The organism is Pseudomonas sp. c313 (genome assembly GCF_055407145.1).
In genome coordinates this window covers 183,616-200,928 of sequence record NZ_JBUZRD010000009.1, presented here as the reverse complement: position 1 = coordinate 200,928, position 17,313 = coordinate 183,616, and the positions used below count along the sequence as shown (strand labels likewise).

At 59.4% G+C, this 17,313-nt stretch carries 16 protein-coding genes, 4 tRNA genes and 2 pseudogenes; 12 read left to right on the top strand and 10 right to left on the bottom strand.

The genetic code is table 11. The features are described from left to right. Positions 1–53: 53 nt before the first annotated feature. Entirely contained in the window at positions 54–560 is a 507-nt protein-coding gene (locus ACZRKZ_RS22085) for a hypothetical protein (protein ID WP_463982734.1), read from the bottom strand. 457 nt (positions 561–1,017) lie between these two features. Between ACZRKZ_RS22085 and ACZRKZ_RS22080 the strand changes: the two genes are divergently transcribed. Beyond that, positions 1,018–1,713 carry a tRNA (adenine(22)-N(1))-methyltransferase gene (locus tag ACZRKZ_RS22080; protein WP_463982733.1) on the top strand — a complete coding sequence of 232 codons (696 nt, stop codon included), beginning with the start codon at positions 1,018–1,020 and terminating at the stop codon, positions 1,711–1,713. A gap of 21 nt (positions 1,714–1,734) precedes the next feature. Here ACZRKZ_RS22080 and ACZRKZ_RS22075 read toward each other — a convergent pair. From ACZRKZ_RS22075 to ACZRKZ_RS22065, 3 genes and pseudogenes are all read right to left on the bottom strand, one after another. Next, positions 1,735–1,815: pseudogene (locus ACZRKZ_RS22075) on the bottom strand (transposase domain-containing protein); the annotation flags it as partial. Continuing rightward, on the bottom strand, positions 1,816–2,826 hold the full coding sequence (locus tag ACZRKZ_RS22070) for a zinc-dependent alcohol dehydrogenase family protein (protein WP_463982732.1): 1,011 nt from the start codon (positions 2,824–2,826) through the stop codon (positions 1,816–1,818). 55 nt (positions 2,827–2,881) lie between these two features. Continuing rightward, entirely contained in the window at positions 2,882–3,178 is a 297-nt protein-coding gene (locus ACZRKZ_RS22065) for an ArsR/SmtB family transcription factor (RefSeq protein ID WP_072405141.1), read from the bottom strand. A 331-nt stretch (positions 3,179–3,509) separates the two neighbouring features. Here ACZRKZ_RS22065 and ACZRKZ_RS22060 point away from each other — a divergent pair, with 331 nt between their 5' ends. Continuing rightward, positions 3,510–3,743: a hypothetical protein gene (locus ACZRKZ_RS22060; protein WP_133102975.1), complete on the top strand. Its 234-nt coding sequence runs from the start codon at positions 3,510–3,512 to the stop codon at positions 3,741–3,743. Between the two features lie 23 nt (positions 3,744–3,766). Here ACZRKZ_RS22060 and ACZRKZ_RS22055 read toward each other — a convergent pair. Together ACZRKZ_RS22055 and ACZRKZ_RS22050 are read right to left on the bottom strand one after the other, a co-directional pair. Then, positions 3,767–3,889 (bottom strand): annotated as a pseudogene (locus ACZRKZ_RS22055) (DUF6124 family protein); the annotation flags it as partial. Between the two features lie 18 nt (positions 3,890–3,907). Then, positions 3,908–5,299: an aldehyde dehydrogenase family protein gene (locus ACZRKZ_RS22050; RefSeq protein ID WP_463982731.1), complete on the bottom strand. Its 1,392-nt coding sequence runs from the start codon at positions 5,297–5,299 to the stop codon at positions 3,908–3,910. A 104-nt stretch (positions 5,300–5,403) separates the two neighbouring features. On the opposite strand from ACZRKZ_RS22050, the gene ptrR reads away from it, so the two are divergent. Continuing rightward, positions 5,404–6,276 (top strand): putrescine utilization regulator PtrR, encoded by an 873-nt coding sequence (gene ptrR / locus ACZRKZ_RS22045; RefSeq protein ID WP_463982730.1) that lies wholly within the window; start codon positions 5,404–5,406, stop codon positions 6,274–6,276. Between the two features lie 49 nt (positions 6,277–6,325). On the opposite strand, the gene ACZRKZ_RS22040 is transcribed toward ptrR, so the two are convergent. After that, positions 6,326–6,535 carry a hypothetical protein gene (locus ACZRKZ_RS22040; RefSeq protein WP_133102972.1) on the bottom strand — a complete coding sequence of 70 codons (210 nt, stop codon included), beginning with the start codon at positions 6,533–6,535 and terminating at the stop codon, positions 6,326–6,328. A gap of 154 nt (positions 6,536–6,689) precedes the next feature. Beyond that, entirely contained in the window at positions 6,690–7,886 is a 1,197-nt protein-coding gene (locus tag ACZRKZ_RS22035; RefSeq protein WP_463982729.1) for an amino acid aminotransferase, read from the bottom strand. Positions 7,887–8,234: 348 nt separating this feature from the next. On the opposite strand from ACZRKZ_RS22035, the gene uvrB reads away from it, so the two are divergent. Beyond that, the gene (gene uvrB, locus ACZRKZ_RS22030) at positions 8,235–10,250 is read left to right on the top strand and encodes an excinuclease ABC subunit UvrB (protein ID WP_133102970.1); all 2,016 of its coding nucleotides are present in this window, start codon (positions 8,235–8,237) and stop codon (positions 10,248–10,250) included. Positions 10,251–10,307: 57 nt separating this feature from the next. Here the strand turns inward: uvrB and ACZRKZ_RS22025 are convergent, their stop codons facing one another. Both ACZRKZ_RS22025 and ACZRKZ_RS22020 read right to left on the bottom strand, forming a co-directional pair. After that, on the bottom strand, positions 10,308–11,858 hold the full coding sequence (locus ACZRKZ_RS22025; RefSeq protein WP_463982728.1) for an MDR family MFS transporter: 1,551 nt from the start codon (positions 11,856–11,858) through the stop codon (positions 10,308–10,310). Beyond that, a complete protein-coding gene (locus ACZRKZ_RS22020) occupies positions 11,848–12,894 on the bottom strand; it encodes an HlyD family secretion protein (protein WP_463970421.1) in 1,047 nt (348 codons plus the stop codon). Before ACZRKZ_RS22020 ends, ACZRKZ_RS22025 begins: the two co-directional genes overlap by 11 nt. A 206-nt stretch (positions 12,895–13,100) precedes the next feature. Between ACZRKZ_RS22020 and gltX the strand changes: the two genes are divergently transcribed. From gltX to ACZRKZ_RS21980, 8 genes are all read left to right on the top strand, one after another. Beyond that, positions 13,101–14,582 (top strand): glutamate--tRNA ligase, encoded by a 1,482-nt coding sequence (gene gltX / locus ACZRKZ_RS22015; protein WP_463970420.1) that lies wholly within the window; start codon positions 13,101–13,103, stop codon positions 14,580–14,582. Between the two features lie 147 nt (positions 14,583–14,729). Beyond that, positions 14,730–14,805, top strand: a tRNA-Ala gene (locus ACZRKZ_RS22010). A gap of 78 nt (positions 14,806–14,883) precedes the next feature. After that, positions 14,884–14,959 (top strand) — tRNA-Glu (locus ACZRKZ_RS22005). 49 nt (positions 14,960–15,008) lie between these two features. Next, positions 15,009–15,084, top strand: a tRNA-Ala gene (locus tag ACZRKZ_RS22000). 78 nt (positions 15,085–15,162) lie between these two features. Beyond that, positions 15,163–15,238 (top strand) — tRNA-Glu (locus ACZRKZ_RS21995). A 179-nt stretch (positions 15,239–15,417) separates the two neighbouring features. After that, positions 15,418–15,957: a TetR/AcrR family transcriptional regulator gene (locus tag ACZRKZ_RS21990; protein ID WP_463982727.1), complete on the top strand. Its 540-nt coding sequence runs from the start codon at positions 15,418–15,420 to the stop codon at positions 15,955–15,957. 28 nt (positions 15,958–15,985) lie between these two features. After that, entirely contained in the window at positions 15,986–16,819 is an 834-nt protein-coding gene (locus tag ACZRKZ_RS21985) for an alpha/beta fold hydrolase (RefSeq protein ID WP_463982726.1), read from the top strand. A 50-nt stretch (positions 16,820–16,869) separates the two neighbouring features. Continuing rightward, positions 16,870–17,301 carry a thioesterase family protein gene (locus tag ACZRKZ_RS21980; protein WP_133102964.1) on the top strand — a complete coding sequence of 144 codons (432 nt, stop codon included), beginning with the start codon at positions 16,870–16,872 and terminating at the stop codon, positions 17,299–17,301. Positions 17,302–17,313: the final 12 nt, after the last annotated feature.

Here is a 17,313-nt window from a genome sequence, read left to right as displayed (position 1 = left end):
ACAGCGCCTTGAACTATCGCTCTCCGAGGGAGTTCAGGCGCTTAGCGGCAGCATCAATTTAACGGGGAGTTGGTGTTCGGTTTTGTAGGGGCAAGTCCAAAAACGACGGCATCGTCGCCCTGGTTAAGGTAGATCAAGGAGTCACCTGTCTCGAACGTAACTCTGAATCCGGCAAGCCAAGGCTCTTGCCCGTAGAGAGAGTCAAGAATCCCCTCAACTGCACAAACTTTTTTGTTCTCGAGGTGGGTTGCTGATAAACCTGTAAGCAGGTTTTCACGCTTCCATGAGCAGGTCGCGTTCGGTTCTATCTCAAAGGAAGCCGGCGTATCAGATGGCAGTAAGTCCGCGCCTACTCTCTCGCCATCACTCAAGAGATACATGGATAAAACTTCTCGCTCGCCAAACCGCCACTCTAAAGAACCTATGTCTCTCAAGTTTTTCTCTTCGTTGAAATAGTATTGGTCGTGCAGAAGCTCGCTCAGGTGCTTTCCCAAAAGCGAGCGTGCGTTTTGCAGGTCTCGGACAGCTCTTGCTGGGGACGGGGAGCGGCGGCCAAACATCAGGTTTCTCATATAGGTAGGAACTGAGGCAGATACTACACAAACGCCTTTACGTCCGCTTCTGGCCGAAAGCAGCCGTTCCCAATGCCTGAACCTGGCTGGCACCCTTTCTAAATCTGCTCTGAAACCATCCAATCCAAAAAGCTACGCAGTTGAGTCGAAAAATCCTCGTGCTCAGTGCATGGGCTTCTGGCCTGGGAGAAGAAAAAATAAATCCGGGGCCTCATCGATGGGTAACGCTGGAGGAACAGGTCAACATAATCCTCCAGTGTCTGCGGCCAGATTGATGCCTGTTCCGAGCGAAGTATTTGAGTTGACCTGATCAGTTTGCGCGACGCTTCCCGCTGCAGACGATGCAACTCTGCCAGCGCTTTACCCGGCCTCCCTCACCAAGCATTATGCGTCGCTCGCACTCATGCCAAAGGTGTCGCACATTCGTGGTGAAAAGGAACTGCAGTTGAACGAACAGACATTGTCCATGCGCCTGGAGCGCGTGGCAGCGCATGTGCCAGCAGGTGCGCGCCTGGCCGATATCGGCTCGGATCACGGCTACCTGCCGGTGGCGTTGATGCGCCGTGGCGCCATCGTGGCGGCGGTGGCGGGCGAGGTGGCATTGACGCCGTTCCGCTCAGCCGAACGCACCGTGCGCGAGAACGGCCAAGACCTGCGGATCACCGTGCGCCTGGCCAATGGCCTTGCAGCGATCGAGCCGGAAGACGGGATCACGGCGATCAGCATCTGCGGCATGGGCGGTGAGACGATCCGCGACATCCTCGACAGCGGAAGGGTGCGCCTGAGCGGCCAGGAACGGCTGATCCTGCAGCCCAACGGCGGCGAGCAGCCACTGCGCCAATGGCTGATGGAGAATGGCTACCGCATCCTCTTCGAGGAACTGCTGCAGGAAAACCGCTTCTACTACGAAATCATTGTCGCCGAGCGCACCGGGCCGGTGGCGTACACCGCCGAGCAGCTGTACTTCGGCCCGCTACAGATGCAGGCACGCAGCCCGGCGTTCCTGGTCAAGTGGCAGCGAATCCTGCGCCACAAGCAGCAGACCCTCACCCACTTCGCCCATGCGCGGCAGGCCGTGCCCGAGGAGAAAGTGCAAGACATCGCCCGACAGGCCCAGTGGATCACCGAGCTGCTGGGTTGAGCCTAAGACAAAGCAAGGGCCAATCTCTCTCGTCCGCTGCGTCGGCAGCCGTGTCAGCACATCTTTGAGATAGGCATACGGATCATGCCCATTCATGCGTGCTTAGATATCCAGGCAAATTTTGCCGAAATGCTGGTTGGTTTCCTGATACTTGAACGCTTCGACAATCTCGCTCAAAGGGAAATGACGATCAATAATCGGGCGCATGCCATTAGCATTGATGGCTCGGATCATGTCTTGCTGCTGGCTGCGGCTACCCACCAACACACCCTGCAGACGCACTTGCTTGATCAGTGCCGGTACAAAATTCATTGCACCGCTTACGCCACTCAATATCCCGATGACGGAGATGTGACCAGCAACCCGAATTGCAATCATCGATTGCTCAAGCGTCGCAGGGCCGCCGACTTCGATGATGTGGTCAACACCACGGCCACCCGTTAGAGCGCGTGCAGTTTCGCCCCAGTTAAGGTCTTTGCGGTAATTGATCACATGATCAGCGCCTAGCGCTTTCAGACGTTCAAGTTTTTCGTCGCTTGAAGAGGTAGCAATGACGGTAGCACCGGCCATTTTAGCGAACTGCAGGGCGAAAATTGAAACGCCACCAGTGCCTTGGACGAGCACGGTGTCGCCCGGCTTGAGTGAGTCATCGGCCATCAGGGCGCGCCATGCAGTAAGGCCGGCGGTGGTAAGCGTCGACGCTTCGGCATGGCTGTAGCCAGTAGGCGCGAGGGTGAACGATGTGGCTTTGGCCGTCACTTGCTCACGAGCGTAGCCGTCAATGCCATCACCTGGCACGCTAACAAAGCCTTCAACCAGTGGCGCACCGTTGATCCACTCCGGGAAGAAGGTGCTGACGACCGAGTCACCCACCTTGAATTCAGTGACCTCTGGGCCGACAGCAATGACTTCACCTGCACCATCGGCCATGGGGATGCGTTTTTCGCTAGGGCCCCACATACCGCTGACCACCGCGAAGTCGTGGTAGTTGAGCGAGTTGGCGTGAAGGCGTACGGTGATTTCGCCACGCGCTGCGGCTTGGACTTCGCTGCTGCCAACCACAACCTTTTCATAGCCGCCACCGGGTTGGACGAAGATAGTTTTGCTGCTCATAGGGGTTTCCTTATGTTTTCTAATTACGCGAAATAACGAAATGAAAGTTTAAAAATTACAATTCGATGATCAATCTAGCCGCAAAGTCATCAATCGCCTGCTCATTGCGCCGGTAGTAAGTCCACTTTCCGATGCGGGTGGTTAGCACGAAGCCTGCACGTTGCAAGATAGCTAAATGTGCAGACGCGGTAGAAGGTGAAAGCCCAGCCTTGTGCTGCAAATGGGTTACGCACACTCCTATCGCAGGATCGCCATGATCCTGAGGTGGGAAATTACTGAGTGGGTCTTTGAGCCACTCCATCATTTGCATGCGAGTGTCATTGCCCAGGGCTTTGAGCTGTTCGAGTATCATGGTCGGCAATGTTACGCTTTTTTCCGAAATGTTCAATAAGTAATCTATTACCCTTCGCAAGGGTTTGAAATCAAAAAAACGCATCCAGCTGAATCGACCCTACTTTTGTAGGCGCCTTGAATGACTGCTTGGACTACCCCGCTCTGGTAGACATCCCCGGTCTATGCTTGAACGTCCGCTTCTAGCCGAAAGCAGCCCTTTTATTCCCATACCGGTCTACCATGCCACCCCGGCAGTGGTTTCACGCGCTATCGGCCTCAAGCCTACAAGGTATGCCAATGACCTCGCTAACCCGCAACACCCCGTCGTTCACCTCGGTAGAGGTAACCCAATGAGCATCGACCAGATCAGCCTGCCCAAGGGCGTAGGCCCGCACGCCGCCAAACTGCTCGACGCCATCACTGGCGCTGACACGAAAGAAGACCTGAACCGCGCTGGCGGCAAGGCCGAAGGGTTTGTGTTAGGTCTGGAAAGCGCCAAGGCGATTAAAAGCCAGGTCGCCGAGTCGCTGTATGTGGCTTATGACGACGCGGCGAGCCATCGGTTGAGTGAGTTGAAGGGCTAGTTTCATTAGGGCCGCGCTGGGCTTTAGCTACAGGGTGTTTCGCGGTCCATCAGTTTGCCCATCAGCAGCACGCCCAACTCGCTCAGTTGGTGAATGGCCAGTGCTATGTCGCGGTGTTTGCCGGACAGGTCGAGGAGCAAGGTGCTCTCATTGCCTGGCTCGACTTAACGCCGATTCAACCACACCGTCTGCGCATTGCAGAACTCCCTTACACCAAAGTGCGACAGCTCCCGCCCAAATCCACTCTTCTTTACACCCCCAAACGATACCCGAGGGTCGGACACGCTGTAGGCATTGATAAAGATGCCGCCGGTCTCCAGTTCGTTGGCAATGTTGCGGGCTTTTTCCGGGTCGGTGGTGAACACGCTGGCGGTCAGGCCGAATTCGCTGTCGTTGGCCAGGGCCACGGCGTGTTCGGCATCGCGGGCGGTGATGATGGAGGCCACGGGGCCGAACAGTTCCTGTTTGAACGAGGTCATTTGGTCGGTGACGTTCGCCAGTACCGTAGGCGCGTAGAAGTTGCCCGGGCCTTTGACCTTGTTACCGCCCAGCAGGAGGGTGGCGCCTTCTGCCAGGGTGGCTTGGACTTGCCCGTCTAGTTCATCGCGCAGGTCGAAGCGCGCCATCGGGCCGATGTAGGTGTCGATGGCGGATGGGTCGCCCACCACCAGGTTGCGGCTGGCTTCGAGGAATTTGGTGGTGAAAGCGTCCACCACGCCTTCTTCGATGATCAGGCGCTTGGCGGCGGCGCAGACTTGGCCGCTGTTCTGGAAGCGGCCGATCACGGCGGCTTGCACGGCTTCGTCGAGGTTGGCGTCGTTGAGCACGATAAATGGATCGGAGCCGCCCAGTTCCAGCACGCATTTTTTCAAGGCCGCACCGGCCTGGGAACCGATCACCATACCGGCGCGCACGCTGCCGGTCAGGGTGACGGCGGCGATGCGCGGGTCAGCAATGGCCTTGGACACGCCGTTCGGGGTGACGTTGATCACTTCGAACAGGCCGTCGGGGAAGCCCGCACGCTGGAACGCTTCTTTCATCAAGTACGCGCTGCCCATCACGTTGGGCGCGTGCTTGAGCACGTAGGCGTTGCCGCTGAGCAGGGTCGGCACGGCGCCGCGCAGCACTTGCCACACCGGGAAGTTCCACGGCATCACGGCGAGGATCGGCCCCAGCGGGCGGTATTCGATATGGGCCTGGCCGTTGTCTACTAGGGTCGGCTCCGGGGCGAGCATGGCCGGGCCGTGGGCGGCGTACCATTCGGCCAGTTGCGCGCACTTTTCAATTTCGCCACGGGCCTGGGCGATGGGTTTGCCCATTTCCAGGGTGATCATCTGCGCCATGGCTTCGGCTTGGTCGCGCAGGATGGTGGCCAGGGCCAGCAGCAGTTCGGCGCGCTGCCCGACAGGTGTGCGGCGCCAGCTGCGGAAGGCGCTGTTGGCGCGGGTGAGGGCGGCGTCCAGCTGCGACTCGGATTCAAACGGGTACTGGCCGACGGTTTCGCCGTTGGCGGGGTTGATCGACAAGGCATGGGTCTGGTGAGAAATAGCGTTCATGGCACCGTCCTGCGCAGTGAATGAGAAGGAGGCCAGCGTACGGGGCTGTATCTTTTCCGGGAACTGAATAATATTAAGCAATACATTCACGTTTGGAGAATGACTTGGATCTTGTCCAGCTGGAAATTTTCAAAGCCGTTGCCGAGCAAGGCAGCATCAGCGCCGCCGCGCAGTTGATTCATCGGGTGCCGTCGAACCTGACCACCCGGATCAAGCAACTGGAGCAGGACTTGGGAGTGGATCTGTTTATCCGTGAGAAGAGCCGCCTGCGTCTGTCGCCTGCCGGGTGGAATTTCCTCGGTTATGCCCGGCGCATTCTCGACCTGGTGCAGGAAGCCCGCATGACCGTCGCCGGGGAAGAGCCCCAGGGGCCATTTGCGCTGGGCTCGCTGGAAAGCACCGCCGCTGTGCGCATTCCGGCGGTATTGGCGGCGTATAACCAGAAACACGCCAAGGTGGAGCTGGACCTGACCACCGGGCCTTCCGGGACGATGATCGATGGCGTGCTGTCAGGCCGGCTCGCCGCCGCCTTTGTCGACGGCCCGGTGCTGCACCCGACCCTGGAAGGCGTGGCAGTGTTCGAGGAGGAGATGGTGGTGATCGCTCCGTTGAACCATGCGCCGATCACTCGGGGCCAGGACGTTAACGGCGAGAGCATCTACACCTTCCGCTCCAACTGTTCCTACCGGCACCACTTTGAACGCTGGTTCTCCCAGGACGCCTCGGTGCCCGGCAAGATCTTCGAAATGGAGTCCTATCACGGCATGCTCGCCTGCGTCAGCGCCGGTGCCGGGCTGGCGTTGATGCCCCGCAGCATGCTGGAAAGCATGCCGGGCTTTAAGACGGTGAGCGTGTGGCCGCTGGCAGACGAGTTCCGCCTGTTGAACACCTGGCTGATCTGGCGCCGGGGCACGGTGTCGCAAAGCTTGAACAGTTTTGTGCGCCTGCTGGAAGAGCGTGCAGTGGCGTTACCGTAGCGTTGTCGAGCCCCAGCGAGGCTACGTTGGCCACGCCATCGTCCTCAGATCAGCCACCAAATTGCAGGGTCCCCATGGCCAGCTTGGCCATCAGCGAAGTAGCGGCCAGTTGCACAAGCCACAAGGCCAAGCCGCCGAGGAATACGCCGAGGGCCACTTGCAGGACCAGGCTTTTCTGGCGCTTGGCGTGTTGCGGGCGAGGGGTGAAGTGATCCAGTTCGTCACGGTCGGCACGCAGGTCCATGTCATCGTTTTTCATAGGGTACTCAAGGAAAAGGGAGTGAGTTGCTACCAGTCTAGGGGCGACGCGTTGAAAACAGCGAATTTTTAAGGCTGCTTACTCACCACAGGGTCGGTGTTTACAAACTAAAAGGGGAAGCCACTGGCTTCCCCTTTTTTACATCGCAGGCAGGTTACAGCACCTGAACGATAGCCTTGGTCACAGCACCAATGTTCGCCTGGTTCAACGCAGCCACGCAGATGCGACCGGTGTCCAGGGCATAGATGCCGAATTCGTTGCGCAGGCGAGTGACTTGTTCAACGGTCAGGCCTGAGTAGGAGAACATCCCACGTTGGCGCCCGACGAAGCTGAAGTCGTGGCCCGGTGCAGCCTTGGCCAACTGCTCGACCATCTGCACCCGCATGCCGCGAATGCGCAGGCGCATCTCGGCCAGTTCCGCTTCCCATTGGGCGCGCAGTTCAGGGCTGTTCAGCACGGCTGCGACAATCGCTGCGCCGTGGGTCGGCGGGTTGGAGTAGTTGGTGCGGATCACGCGTTTGACCTGGGACAGGATGCGCGCGCTTTCTTCTTTTGACTCGGTAACGATGGACAGGGCGCCAACGCGCTCGCCGTACAACGAGAACGACTTGGAGAACGAACTGGAGACAAAGAAGGTCAGGCCCGATTCGGCGAACAGGCGCACGGCGGCGGCGTCTTCTTCGATGCCATCGCCAAAGCCCTGGTAGGCCATGTCGAGGAATGGCACCAGGTTCTTCGCCTTGACCACGTCCAGCACGTTCTGCCAGTCGGCCGGGCTCAAGTCGACGCCGGTCGGGTTATGGCAGCAGGCGTGCAACACAACGATGGACTGCGTCGGCAGTGCGTTGAGATCTTCCAGGAGACCTGCACGGTTCACGTCGTGGGTGGCAGCGTCGTAGTAGCGATAGTTCTGCACCGCGAAGCCAGCACCTTCGAACAGCGCGCGGTGGTTTTCCCAGCTTGGGTCGCTGATGGCGACGACAGCGTTGGGCAGCAATTGCTTGAGGAAGTCCGCGCCGATTTTCAGGGCGCCGGTACCGCCGACAGCCTGGGCGGTGATGACACGGCCGGCGCTGATCAGCGGCGAATCGCTACCCAGCAGCAGCTTTTGCACGGCCTGGTCGTAGGTGGCGATGCCATCGATCGGCAAGTAGCCGCGGGCCGCGTGTTGCGCCACGCGAACGGCCTCCGCTTCGGCAACGGCACGCAAGAGTGGAATCTTCCCCTCCTCGTTGCAGTAAACGCCCACGCCAAGGTTGACCTTGGTGGTTCGTGTATCGGCGTTAAATGCTTCGTTGAGGCCCAGGATAGGATCGCGTGGTGCCATTTCGACAGCGGAGAACAGGCTCATTTTTGCGGGGGCTCTGAATGGGGAAAGGAGGGACGTGTCGCGCTCCAGCCGAATGCACTAGAGCGGTGCACAAACGGGGAGCTAGTATAGAGGCCATCACTGCTCGCGGCGACAGCCGAAACGGTTTTTCGGGTAAGTTTTTCGGTTTATTTACTGACCGTTAGTCTTATTGCAACAGTGATGGCAAACCGCATGCAGGACGATTGCCTTGAAACCCGTCACATTTGCCTCCACTTCTACAGTTATCATGGTTTTTTCCTACGGCGGGCGCTTTTGCAGCCTTCGTTGCATGTTGTTTTTTTCGTCCTTGCCAGTTCCACCGTGCCGGGGTGACTTCAGAGGTAGCGTATGTCGGATTTCCAGCTAGTCACCCGCTTTGAGCCCGCCGGCGATCAACCGGAAGCCATCCGTCTGATGGTCGAAGGTATCGAAGCTGGCCTGGCTCACCAGACGCTGCTTGGGGTGACTGGCTCGGGCAAGACCTTCAGCATCGCCAACGTGATCGCGCAGATCAATCGCCCGACCCTAGTGCTGGCGCCGAACAAGACCCTGGCCGCGCAGTTGTACGGTGAGTTCAAGGCGTTCTTCCCGAACAACGCGGTGGAGTACTTCGTTTCCTACTACGACTACTACCAGCCGGAAGCCTATGTGCCGTCCTCCGACACCTTTATCGAGAAGGACGCCTCGATCAACGACCACATCGAACAGATGCGACTGTCGGCGACGAAGGCCTTGCTGGAGCGCAAGGACGCGATCATCGTCACCACCGTGTCCTGCATCTACGGGCTGGGCAGTCCGGAAACCTATTTGAAGATGGTGTTGCACGTTGATCGCGGCGACAAACTCGACCAGCGCGCCTTGCTTCGCCGCCTGACGGACCTGCAATACACCCGCAACGACATGGATTTTGCCCGCGCCACCTTCCGCGTGCGTGGCGATGTGATCGATATCTACCCGGCGGAATCCGACCTGGAAGCGATCCGCATCGAACTGTTTGATGACGAGGTCGAAAGCCTGTCGGCCTTCGACCCGTTGACCGGCGAAGTGATCCGCAAACTGCCGCGTTTCACCTTCTATCCTAAAAGCCACTACGTTACGCCGCGAGAAACCCTTTTGGGTGCTGTCGAGGGCATCAAGGTCGAGTTGGCCGAGCGCCTGGAATACCTGCGTTCCAACAACAAGCTGGTGGAAGCCCAGCGCCTGGAGCAGCGCACCCGTTTCGACCTGGAGATGATCCTCGAGCTGGGCTACTGCAACGGCATTGAAAACTACTCGCGCTACCTGTCGGGCCGTGAATCCGGGTCGCCACCGCCGACTCTCTACGATTACTTGCCGGCGGACGCGTTGCTGGTGATCGACGAATCCCACGTCAGCGTTCCGCAAGTCGGCGCGATGTACAAAGGCGACCGTTCCCGTAAGGAGACCCTGGTGGAATACGGCTTCCGCCTGCCATCGGCGCTGGACAACCGGCCCATGCGCTTTGACGAGTGGGAAAGCATCAGCCCGCAGACCATCTTTGTCTCGGCCACGCCCGGCAACTACGAAGCCGAGCATGCTGGTCGGGTGATCGAGCAACTGGTACGGCCGACGGGTCTGGTGGACCCGCAAATCGAAATCCGCCCGGCGCTGACCCAGGTCGACGACCTGCTCTCGGAGATCGGCAAACGCGTGGCCCTGGAAGAGCGGGTGCTGGTCACCACGCTGACCAAACGCATGTCCGAAGACTTGACCGATTACCTGGCCGACCACGGCGTGCGGGTGCGCTATCTGCACTCGGACATCGACACCGTGGAGCGGGTAGAGATCATCCGCGACCTGCGCCTCGGTACGTTCGATGTGTTGGTGGGGATCAACCTGCTGCGCGAAGGCCTGGACATGCCGGAAGTGTCCCTGGTGGCGATTCTCGATGCCGACAAGGAAGGCTTCCTGCGCTCCGAGCGTTCGCTGATCCAGACCATCGGGCGGGCGGCCCGTAACCTTAACGGTCGCGCAATTCTCTACGCAGATCGGATCACCGGCTCCATGGAGCGGGCCATAGGCGAGACCGATCGTCGTCGTGAGAAGCAAATCGCCTTCAACCTGGCCAATGGCATCACCCCTAAAGGCGTATTCAAGGATGTCGCTGACATCATGGAAGGCGCCACGGTGCCGGGTTCGCGCAGCAAGAAGCGCAAGGGCATGGCCAAGGCCGCCGAGGAAAACGCCAAGTACGAAGCCCAACTGCGTTCGCCGAGTGAAATCACCAAGCGTATTCGTCAGCTGGAAGAGAAGATGTACCAGTTGGCCCGCGATCTGGAATTCGAAGCGGCGGCGCAGATGCGCGATGAGATTGGCAAGTTGCGCGAGCGCTTGTTGACTGTCTGATTTGCAGTGACTGCCAGGGCCTCATCGCGGGCTTGCCCGCGATGGCGGCGACTCGGTCTAGTGGGCTTCCCCAGCCTTCAAGCCCGCCGGCAACGCCTTGGTCAACAAAATCGCCAGCATGCTGATCCCCAGCGCCAATCCGACAAAATGAAACGCATCGTTGTAGGCCATGATCTGCGCCTGCTGATGGGCAATTTCACTGAGCTTGCCCAGCGCCGCCGTCTCATTGCCGTACATCTGCGTCAATGTCGCCATGCGTTCGGCCACTTGCGGGTTGGTCGGCACAATGGCCTCGCGCAAATAATCAAAGTAGGTCTTGGTGCGCGCATCCAGCAAGGTCGCCAACAGCGCAATGCCAATCGCGCCGCCCAGGTTACGCAGGATGTTGAACAGACTCGACGCCGACCCGGCGTCCTGGGGCAGGATATACGCCGTGGCAATCAACGAAATGGTCACCATGATCAACGGCTGCCCAAGTGCGCGGATGATCTGGATCTGGTTGAACTGGCTGCCGGCAAAGTCCGGATTGAGCACCCCCGAGGAAAAACTCGCCAGGCCGAACAGCCCGAATCCTATCGTGCACAGCCATTTCGGTGACACGTACTTCATCAGCTTGGGCACCAGCGGAATCAGGAACAGCTGAGGAATGCCCATCCACATGATCACTTCGCCGATTTGCAGGGCGTTGTAGTTTTGGATCTGCGCGAGGTACAGCGGCAGCAGATAGATAGAGCCATACAACCCCACGCCCATGCCCAGGCTGGAGATGCTCGACAGGCCGAAATTGCGGTTGCCCAGGATGCCCAGATTGATCAGCGGATTGGGTTTGGACACCTGCACGATGACAAAGGTGATCAGGCACAGCAGTGCGATGCTGCCCAGGCTGACAATCAGGCTCGATTCCAGCCAGTCCTTGCGGTGGCCTTCTTCGAGAAACACCTGCAAACAGCCCAGGCCCACGGCGAGGGTAACGATGCCGGTGTAGTCGGTGTTTTTCAGCAAGTTCCAATTGGACGCCTTTTTCTCCAGGCCGTAGAGCACCCCGGCAATCAGTAGCAGCCCCGGCGGCACGTTGATATAGAAAATGTACTCCCAGCCCCAGTTTTCAGTGAGCCAGCCGCCAATGGTCGGTCCGATGGAGGGGGCGAAGGTGGCGGTCATGGCGAACATGGCCATACCTTTGGCCCGGTGGTGTTCGGGCAGCTTGATCAGGGTCAGGGTGAATGCCAGGGGGATCAGCGCGCCGCCGGTAAAGCCTTGCAGGGCGCGAAAGACGATCATACTTTCCAGGCTCCAGGCCATGGAGCACATCAACGAGGCGATCAGAAAACCGACGGAAACCCACACGGCCAACCGGCGTGCCGACAATAGCTGCACCAGCCAGGCGGTGAGGGGGATCATGATGATTTCCGCCACCAGGTACGAGGTGGAAATCCACGAGCCTTCTTCCAGGGTGGCCGACAGCGCGCCCTGGATATCCTTGAGGGACGAGTTGGTGATCTGGATGTCCAGCACCGCCATAAAGGCGCCGAGCATCACGCTCATCACCGCGATCCAGTCGCGCCGGGTCGGTTCGCCGACCGGGCGCAGCAGTTGATCACCGGTCATCGGCTGGGTCTTTGATGTTCACTTTGACGGTGACCGACATGCCCGGGCGGATTTTACCGTGCAGCGGGTTGTCGGCGGCGAAGGTCAGTTTTACCGGAATCCGTTGTACGACTTTGGTGAAGTTGCCGGTGGCATTGTCCGGCGGCAACAGGCTGAACTGTGCGCCGGAGGCGGCGAACAGGCTGTCGACGCGAGCTTCGATGGGCGTGTCACCGTAAGCGTCGAAGGTCAGCTCGGCCTTTTGCCCAGGCTGCATGTGGCCGATCTGGGTTTCCTTGAAGTTGGCCTGGACCCAGATGTCCTGGTCCGGAACGATCGACAGCAGATAAGCGCCGGCCTGCACGTACTGGCCATTGCGGGCGGCGCGCTGGCCGATCAGGCCGCTGATGGGCGCGTGGATTTCACTGCGGGTCAGGTTCAGTTCGGCCTGGGCCAGGTCGGCGTGGGCATTGGCGATCTGCGCATCGAGGCGCTTGATCTCGGCGTTCAAGGCGTTGACCTGTTGGCGCTGGCCTTGCAAATCTGCCTGGGCCTTGGCCACTTGGGAGCGGGCGATATGGTTGTCGGCGGAGAGGGTGGTGACCCGCTCTTCCGAAACATAGCCGGGTTTACGCAAGGTTTGCGCGCGGGACAAGTCGATCTGCGCACGGCCGAGGCTGGCCTGGCTGGAGGAGACCTGGGCGTCTGCGGCTGCGATCAGGCTGGCTTGCTGGGTCAATTTGCTCATGGCCTGCAAGCGCTCGGCTTCGCGGGTGGCGAGGGCGGCGTTGGCGCGGTCCACGGCCAGGTGGAAATCGTCACCTTCGAGCTTGATCAGCAACTGGCCTTTTTTCACATGCTCGTTATCGCCCACCATGACCTCGGCGATCCGCGCGCCGAGCTGGCTGGAGACGCGGGTAATTTCGCCCTGGACGTAGGCGTTGTCGGTGCTTTCATAAAAGCGGCCTTTGAAGAACCACTGGGCGAAAAATCCCAGGGCGATCAGGGCGACAATAAACAGAAAGATAAACAGGCGACGTTTGAGTTGGGCAGGCATGAGGACAGAGTCGGTAACAAAAGGTAATGAAATATAGCCAGCTAACGATTTGGCAAATAGCCATGTCCGGTCAAAGCATTCCTGTAGACCGAAGCTTGGCTTATATGCCCTTTGTTGGCTGCCATACGCTGGAGCCCGAGTGCTTCGGGCTGTTACCATTCTCCCCTTGTTTCAATTTCAGTTTTATCGCCCATTCGAGACCCGCCATGACCACCGTCCGCACGCGCATCGCGCCATCGCCCACTGGGGATCCCCACGTCGGCACTGCCTACATCGCTTTGTTCAACTACTGCTTTGCCAAGCAGCATGGCGGTGAATTCATCCTGCGGATCGAAGACACCGATCAGCTGCGCTCTACCCGCGAGTCGGAACAGCAGATTTTCGACGCCCTGCGCTGGCTCGGTATCACCTGGGCTGAAGGCCCGGATGTGGGCGGCCCTCACGGCCCGTACCGTCAGAGTGAGCGCAGCGAAATTTACAAAAAGTACACCCAGCAACTGGTCGACCTGGGCCATGCCTTCCCGTGCTTCTGCACCAGCGAGGAGCTGGACCAGATGCGCGCCGAGCAGCAGGCCCGTGGCGAGACTCCGCGCTACGACGGCCGGGCGCTGCTGCTCTCCAAGGAAGAAGTGGCCCAGCGCCTGGCCGCTGGCGAGCCTCACGTGATCCGCATGAAGGTGCCGAGCGAAGGCATTTGCGTGGTCCCGGACATGCTGCGTGGCGATGTCGAGATCCCGTGGGATCGCATGGACATGCAAGTGCTGATGAAGACCGACGGCCTGCCAACTTACTTCCTGGCCAACGTCGTCGATGACCACTTGATGGGCATCACCCACGTACTGCGGGGCGAAGAATGGCTGCCTTCGGCGCCGAAACTGATCCTGCTTTACGAATACTTCGGCTGGGAACAGCCGCAGCTGTGCTACATGCCGCTGTTGCGTAACCCAGACAAGAGCAAGCTGTCCAAGCGCAAGAACCCGACCTCGGTGACCTTCTACGAGCGCATGGGCTTTATGCCCGAAGCGATGCTCAACTACCTGGGCCGCATGGGCTGGTCGATGCCGGACGAGCGTGAGAAGTTCTCGTTGCAGGAAATGGTCGACAACTTCGACCTGTCGCGCGTCTCCCTGGGCGGGCCGATCTTCGACGTTGAGAAACTGTCCTGGCTCAATGGCCAGTGGCTGCGTGACCTGCCGGTGGAAGAGTTCGCCAGCCGCGTGCAGCAGTGGGCGTTGAACCCTGAGTACATGATGAAGATCGCACCGCACGTGCAGGGCAGGGTGGAAACCTTCAGCCAGATCGCACCGTTGGCCGGGTTCTTCTTTGCCGGTGGCGTGACGCCGGACGTGAAGTTGTTCGAATCGAAGAAGCTGTCGGGCGATCAGGTTCGCCAATTGATGCAGTTGATCCTGTGGAAGCTGGAAGGCCTGCGTCAGTGGGAGAAGGACCCGATCACCGCGACTATCCAGGCCGTGGTCGAGTCTCTGGAGCTGAAGCTGCGCGATGCCATGCCGCTGATGTTTGCCGCCATCACCGGGCAAGCCAGCTCGGTGTCGGTGCTTGATGCCATGGAAATCCTCGGCCCGGACCTGACCCGTTTCCGTCTGCGCCAAGCCCTTGATTTGCTTGGTGGTGTGTCGAAGAAAGAAAACAAGGAATGGGAAAAGCTGTTGGGCGCTATCGCTTAACCGGGCTGTTGTATCGACCAAACCCCGGTTTTCCGGGGTTTGGTCGGTAAGTGATTGTTATGCCGACAAAAAACTTTGGAAATTGTTGAGAAAAAATTTGACAGCTTTCCAAAGCGCCATTAAGATTCGCCCCGTCCTCACCGATGAGGGGCTATAGCTCAGCTGGGAGAGCGCCTGCATGGCATGCAGGAGGTCAACGGTTCGATCCCGTTTAGCTCCACCAATTTACAGGTTCAAGGTCTGGCCACACCGTCCTTGAATTGATCAGGCTTAGCTTGGTCATGTTGTATAGAAGGTTTGTGTCCCCTTCGTCTAGTGGCCTAGGACACCGCCCTTTCACGGCGGTAACAGGGGTTCGAGTCCCCTAGGGGACGCCAGTTTCAACAAGCAGCTCGCAAGGTCTGCTGCGCCGCGAGGCGAAAAATCGGGGCTATAGCTCAGCTGGGAGAGCGCCTGCATGGCATGCAGGAGGTCAACGGTTCGATCCCGTTTAGCTCCACCAATTTTACAGTTCAAGGTCTGGCCACACCGGCCTTGAAACGATCAGGCTCAGCCTGATCATGTTGTATAGAAGGTTTGTGTCCCCTTCGTCTAGTGGCCTAGGACACCGCCCTTTCACGGCGGTAACAGGGGTTCGAGTCCCCTAGGGGACGCCACGATTACCCGCTATGCGGGATTTTTAAGGGTCATTCAATTATTGAATGGCCCTTTTGTTTGTCTGGCGTTTGGCCAATTCCCCCTCTTCCAAAACGTTCTTCTGACCAGCGGTCATACGAAAAGCTTGCGCAGAAGTATTATGCGTATAATATTTCAATCGTAATATTCGGAGGCGACGATGAACGATAAAAAAGCGCAAACCCGTGAACGCATCCTGCAGGCCGCCAGTGCCGCGCTGATCCAGCGTGGCCCGGCCGAGCCGAGTGTCGGCGAAGTCATGGGCGCGGCGGGGCTCACGGTGGGCGGCTTCTACGCGCACTTCGAAAGCAAGGATGCCTTGATGCTAGAGGCTTTCCAACAATTGCTGGCGCGGCGTCGAGCGTCTATTGATGAGATGGATACCGAACTGACGGGCGAAGAGCGTCGGGCTTTGGTGGCAGCGTTTTACCTGTCACGCAAGCACCGTGACTCTACAGCCCTGGCCTGCCCGATACCGGCAACGGTGGGGGAAATGAGCCGCCTGCCAGACGAATTTCGCGAAGTCTTGAATGAACACGTCGAGTTGATGGCCGCGCAATTGGCGGCAACCCCTGAAGATACCGACAAGGTCCTGGCCGACATGGCCTTGATGATCGGTGGCCTGGCGTTGGCCCGTGCCTTGGGGCCGGGTGAGTTATCGGATCGGATATTGCGCGCCGCCAAGTCGGCAGTGCGCTGAAGGTGGCCGTTGGCCTGAGGAATGAGCGATGGGCACGTTAAAGTGGATTCGTGGCATCAACGGCACCTTAGGCTGGCTGGCGCCGCAAGCTGTGGCCAGCAGGATGCGCCTGGTTTTCATGACGCCTAGGGATTTGCCGCCGAGGGACTGGGAATTGCCGTTGCTTGCGCAGTCGGAGCGCATCACCTTGCGTTTCGGCCTGTCGGCATTGCGCTGGGGGCAGGGACCGACCGTATTGATGATGCACGGCTGGGAAGGGCGGCCGACTCAGTTTGCCAGTCTGATCAGCGCTCTGGTGGATGCCGGGTATTCGGTGGTAGCGCTGGACGGTCCGGCCCATGGCCGCTCGCCGGGACGCGAGGCCAATGTGGTGTTGTTCGCCCGTGCCATGCTGGAGGCGGCCGCCGAGTTGCCGCCGTTGCGCGCGGTGATCGGTCATTCCATGGGCGGTGCCAGTGCGATGCTGGCTGTCCAGTTGGGCCTGCGTACTGAGGCGCTGGTGAGCATTGCTGCCCCGGCGCGGATCCTGGGTGTGCTGCGCGGTTATGCGCGCATGGTCGGCTTGCCGCCCAGGGCGCGTTCGGCATTTATCCGTGAGGTTGAGCGGGATGTGGGAATCCAGGCGGCGCGCCTGGATGTCGCCCACTATCAATTGGATATGCCGGGACTGGTTGTCCACGCCGAAGACGACACGTTCGTGCCAGTGACGGAATCACAGTTGATTCACGACGCCTGGTTCGACAGCCGCCTGCTGCGCCTGGAGCAAGGCGGGCACCAGAAAGTGCTGGCCGATCCGCGGGTGGTGGAGGGCGTACTGGCGCTGCTGGCCGGTCGCCGCCTGCCAGAGCGGCAAACGGCCTGAACCATGGGTTACACTGCTCGCCGCCGACATTAATCGACCGGGAGCAAGGCATGGGCTGGGATTTGGCAACGCCGTTTATCATCGATCTGCAGATCGCTGCCGAGGACATCGACGGGTTGGGCCACGCCAATAACGCGGTGTACGTGTCCTGGCTGGAGCGCTGCGCCTGGCGCCATTCCCAGCGTCTGGGGCTGGACCTGACCGAGTACCGGCGGCTGGATCGTGCCATGGCGGTGGTCCGTCATGAGATCGACTACCTGGCCGCTGGCTATGAAGGCGACGAGCTGCAACTGGCGACCTGGATCGTCGACTGGGACCAGCGCCTGAAAATGACCCGGCGCTTCCAGCTGGTTCGCCCCAGCGATGGCACCACCTTGCTGCGGGCGCAAACCACCTTTGTCTGCATCGAACTGTCCAGCGGCAAGCCCAAGCGCATGCCGACGGAATTTATTGAAGGTTACGGCCAGGCATTGAGTATCTGACGCAGGGGTTAA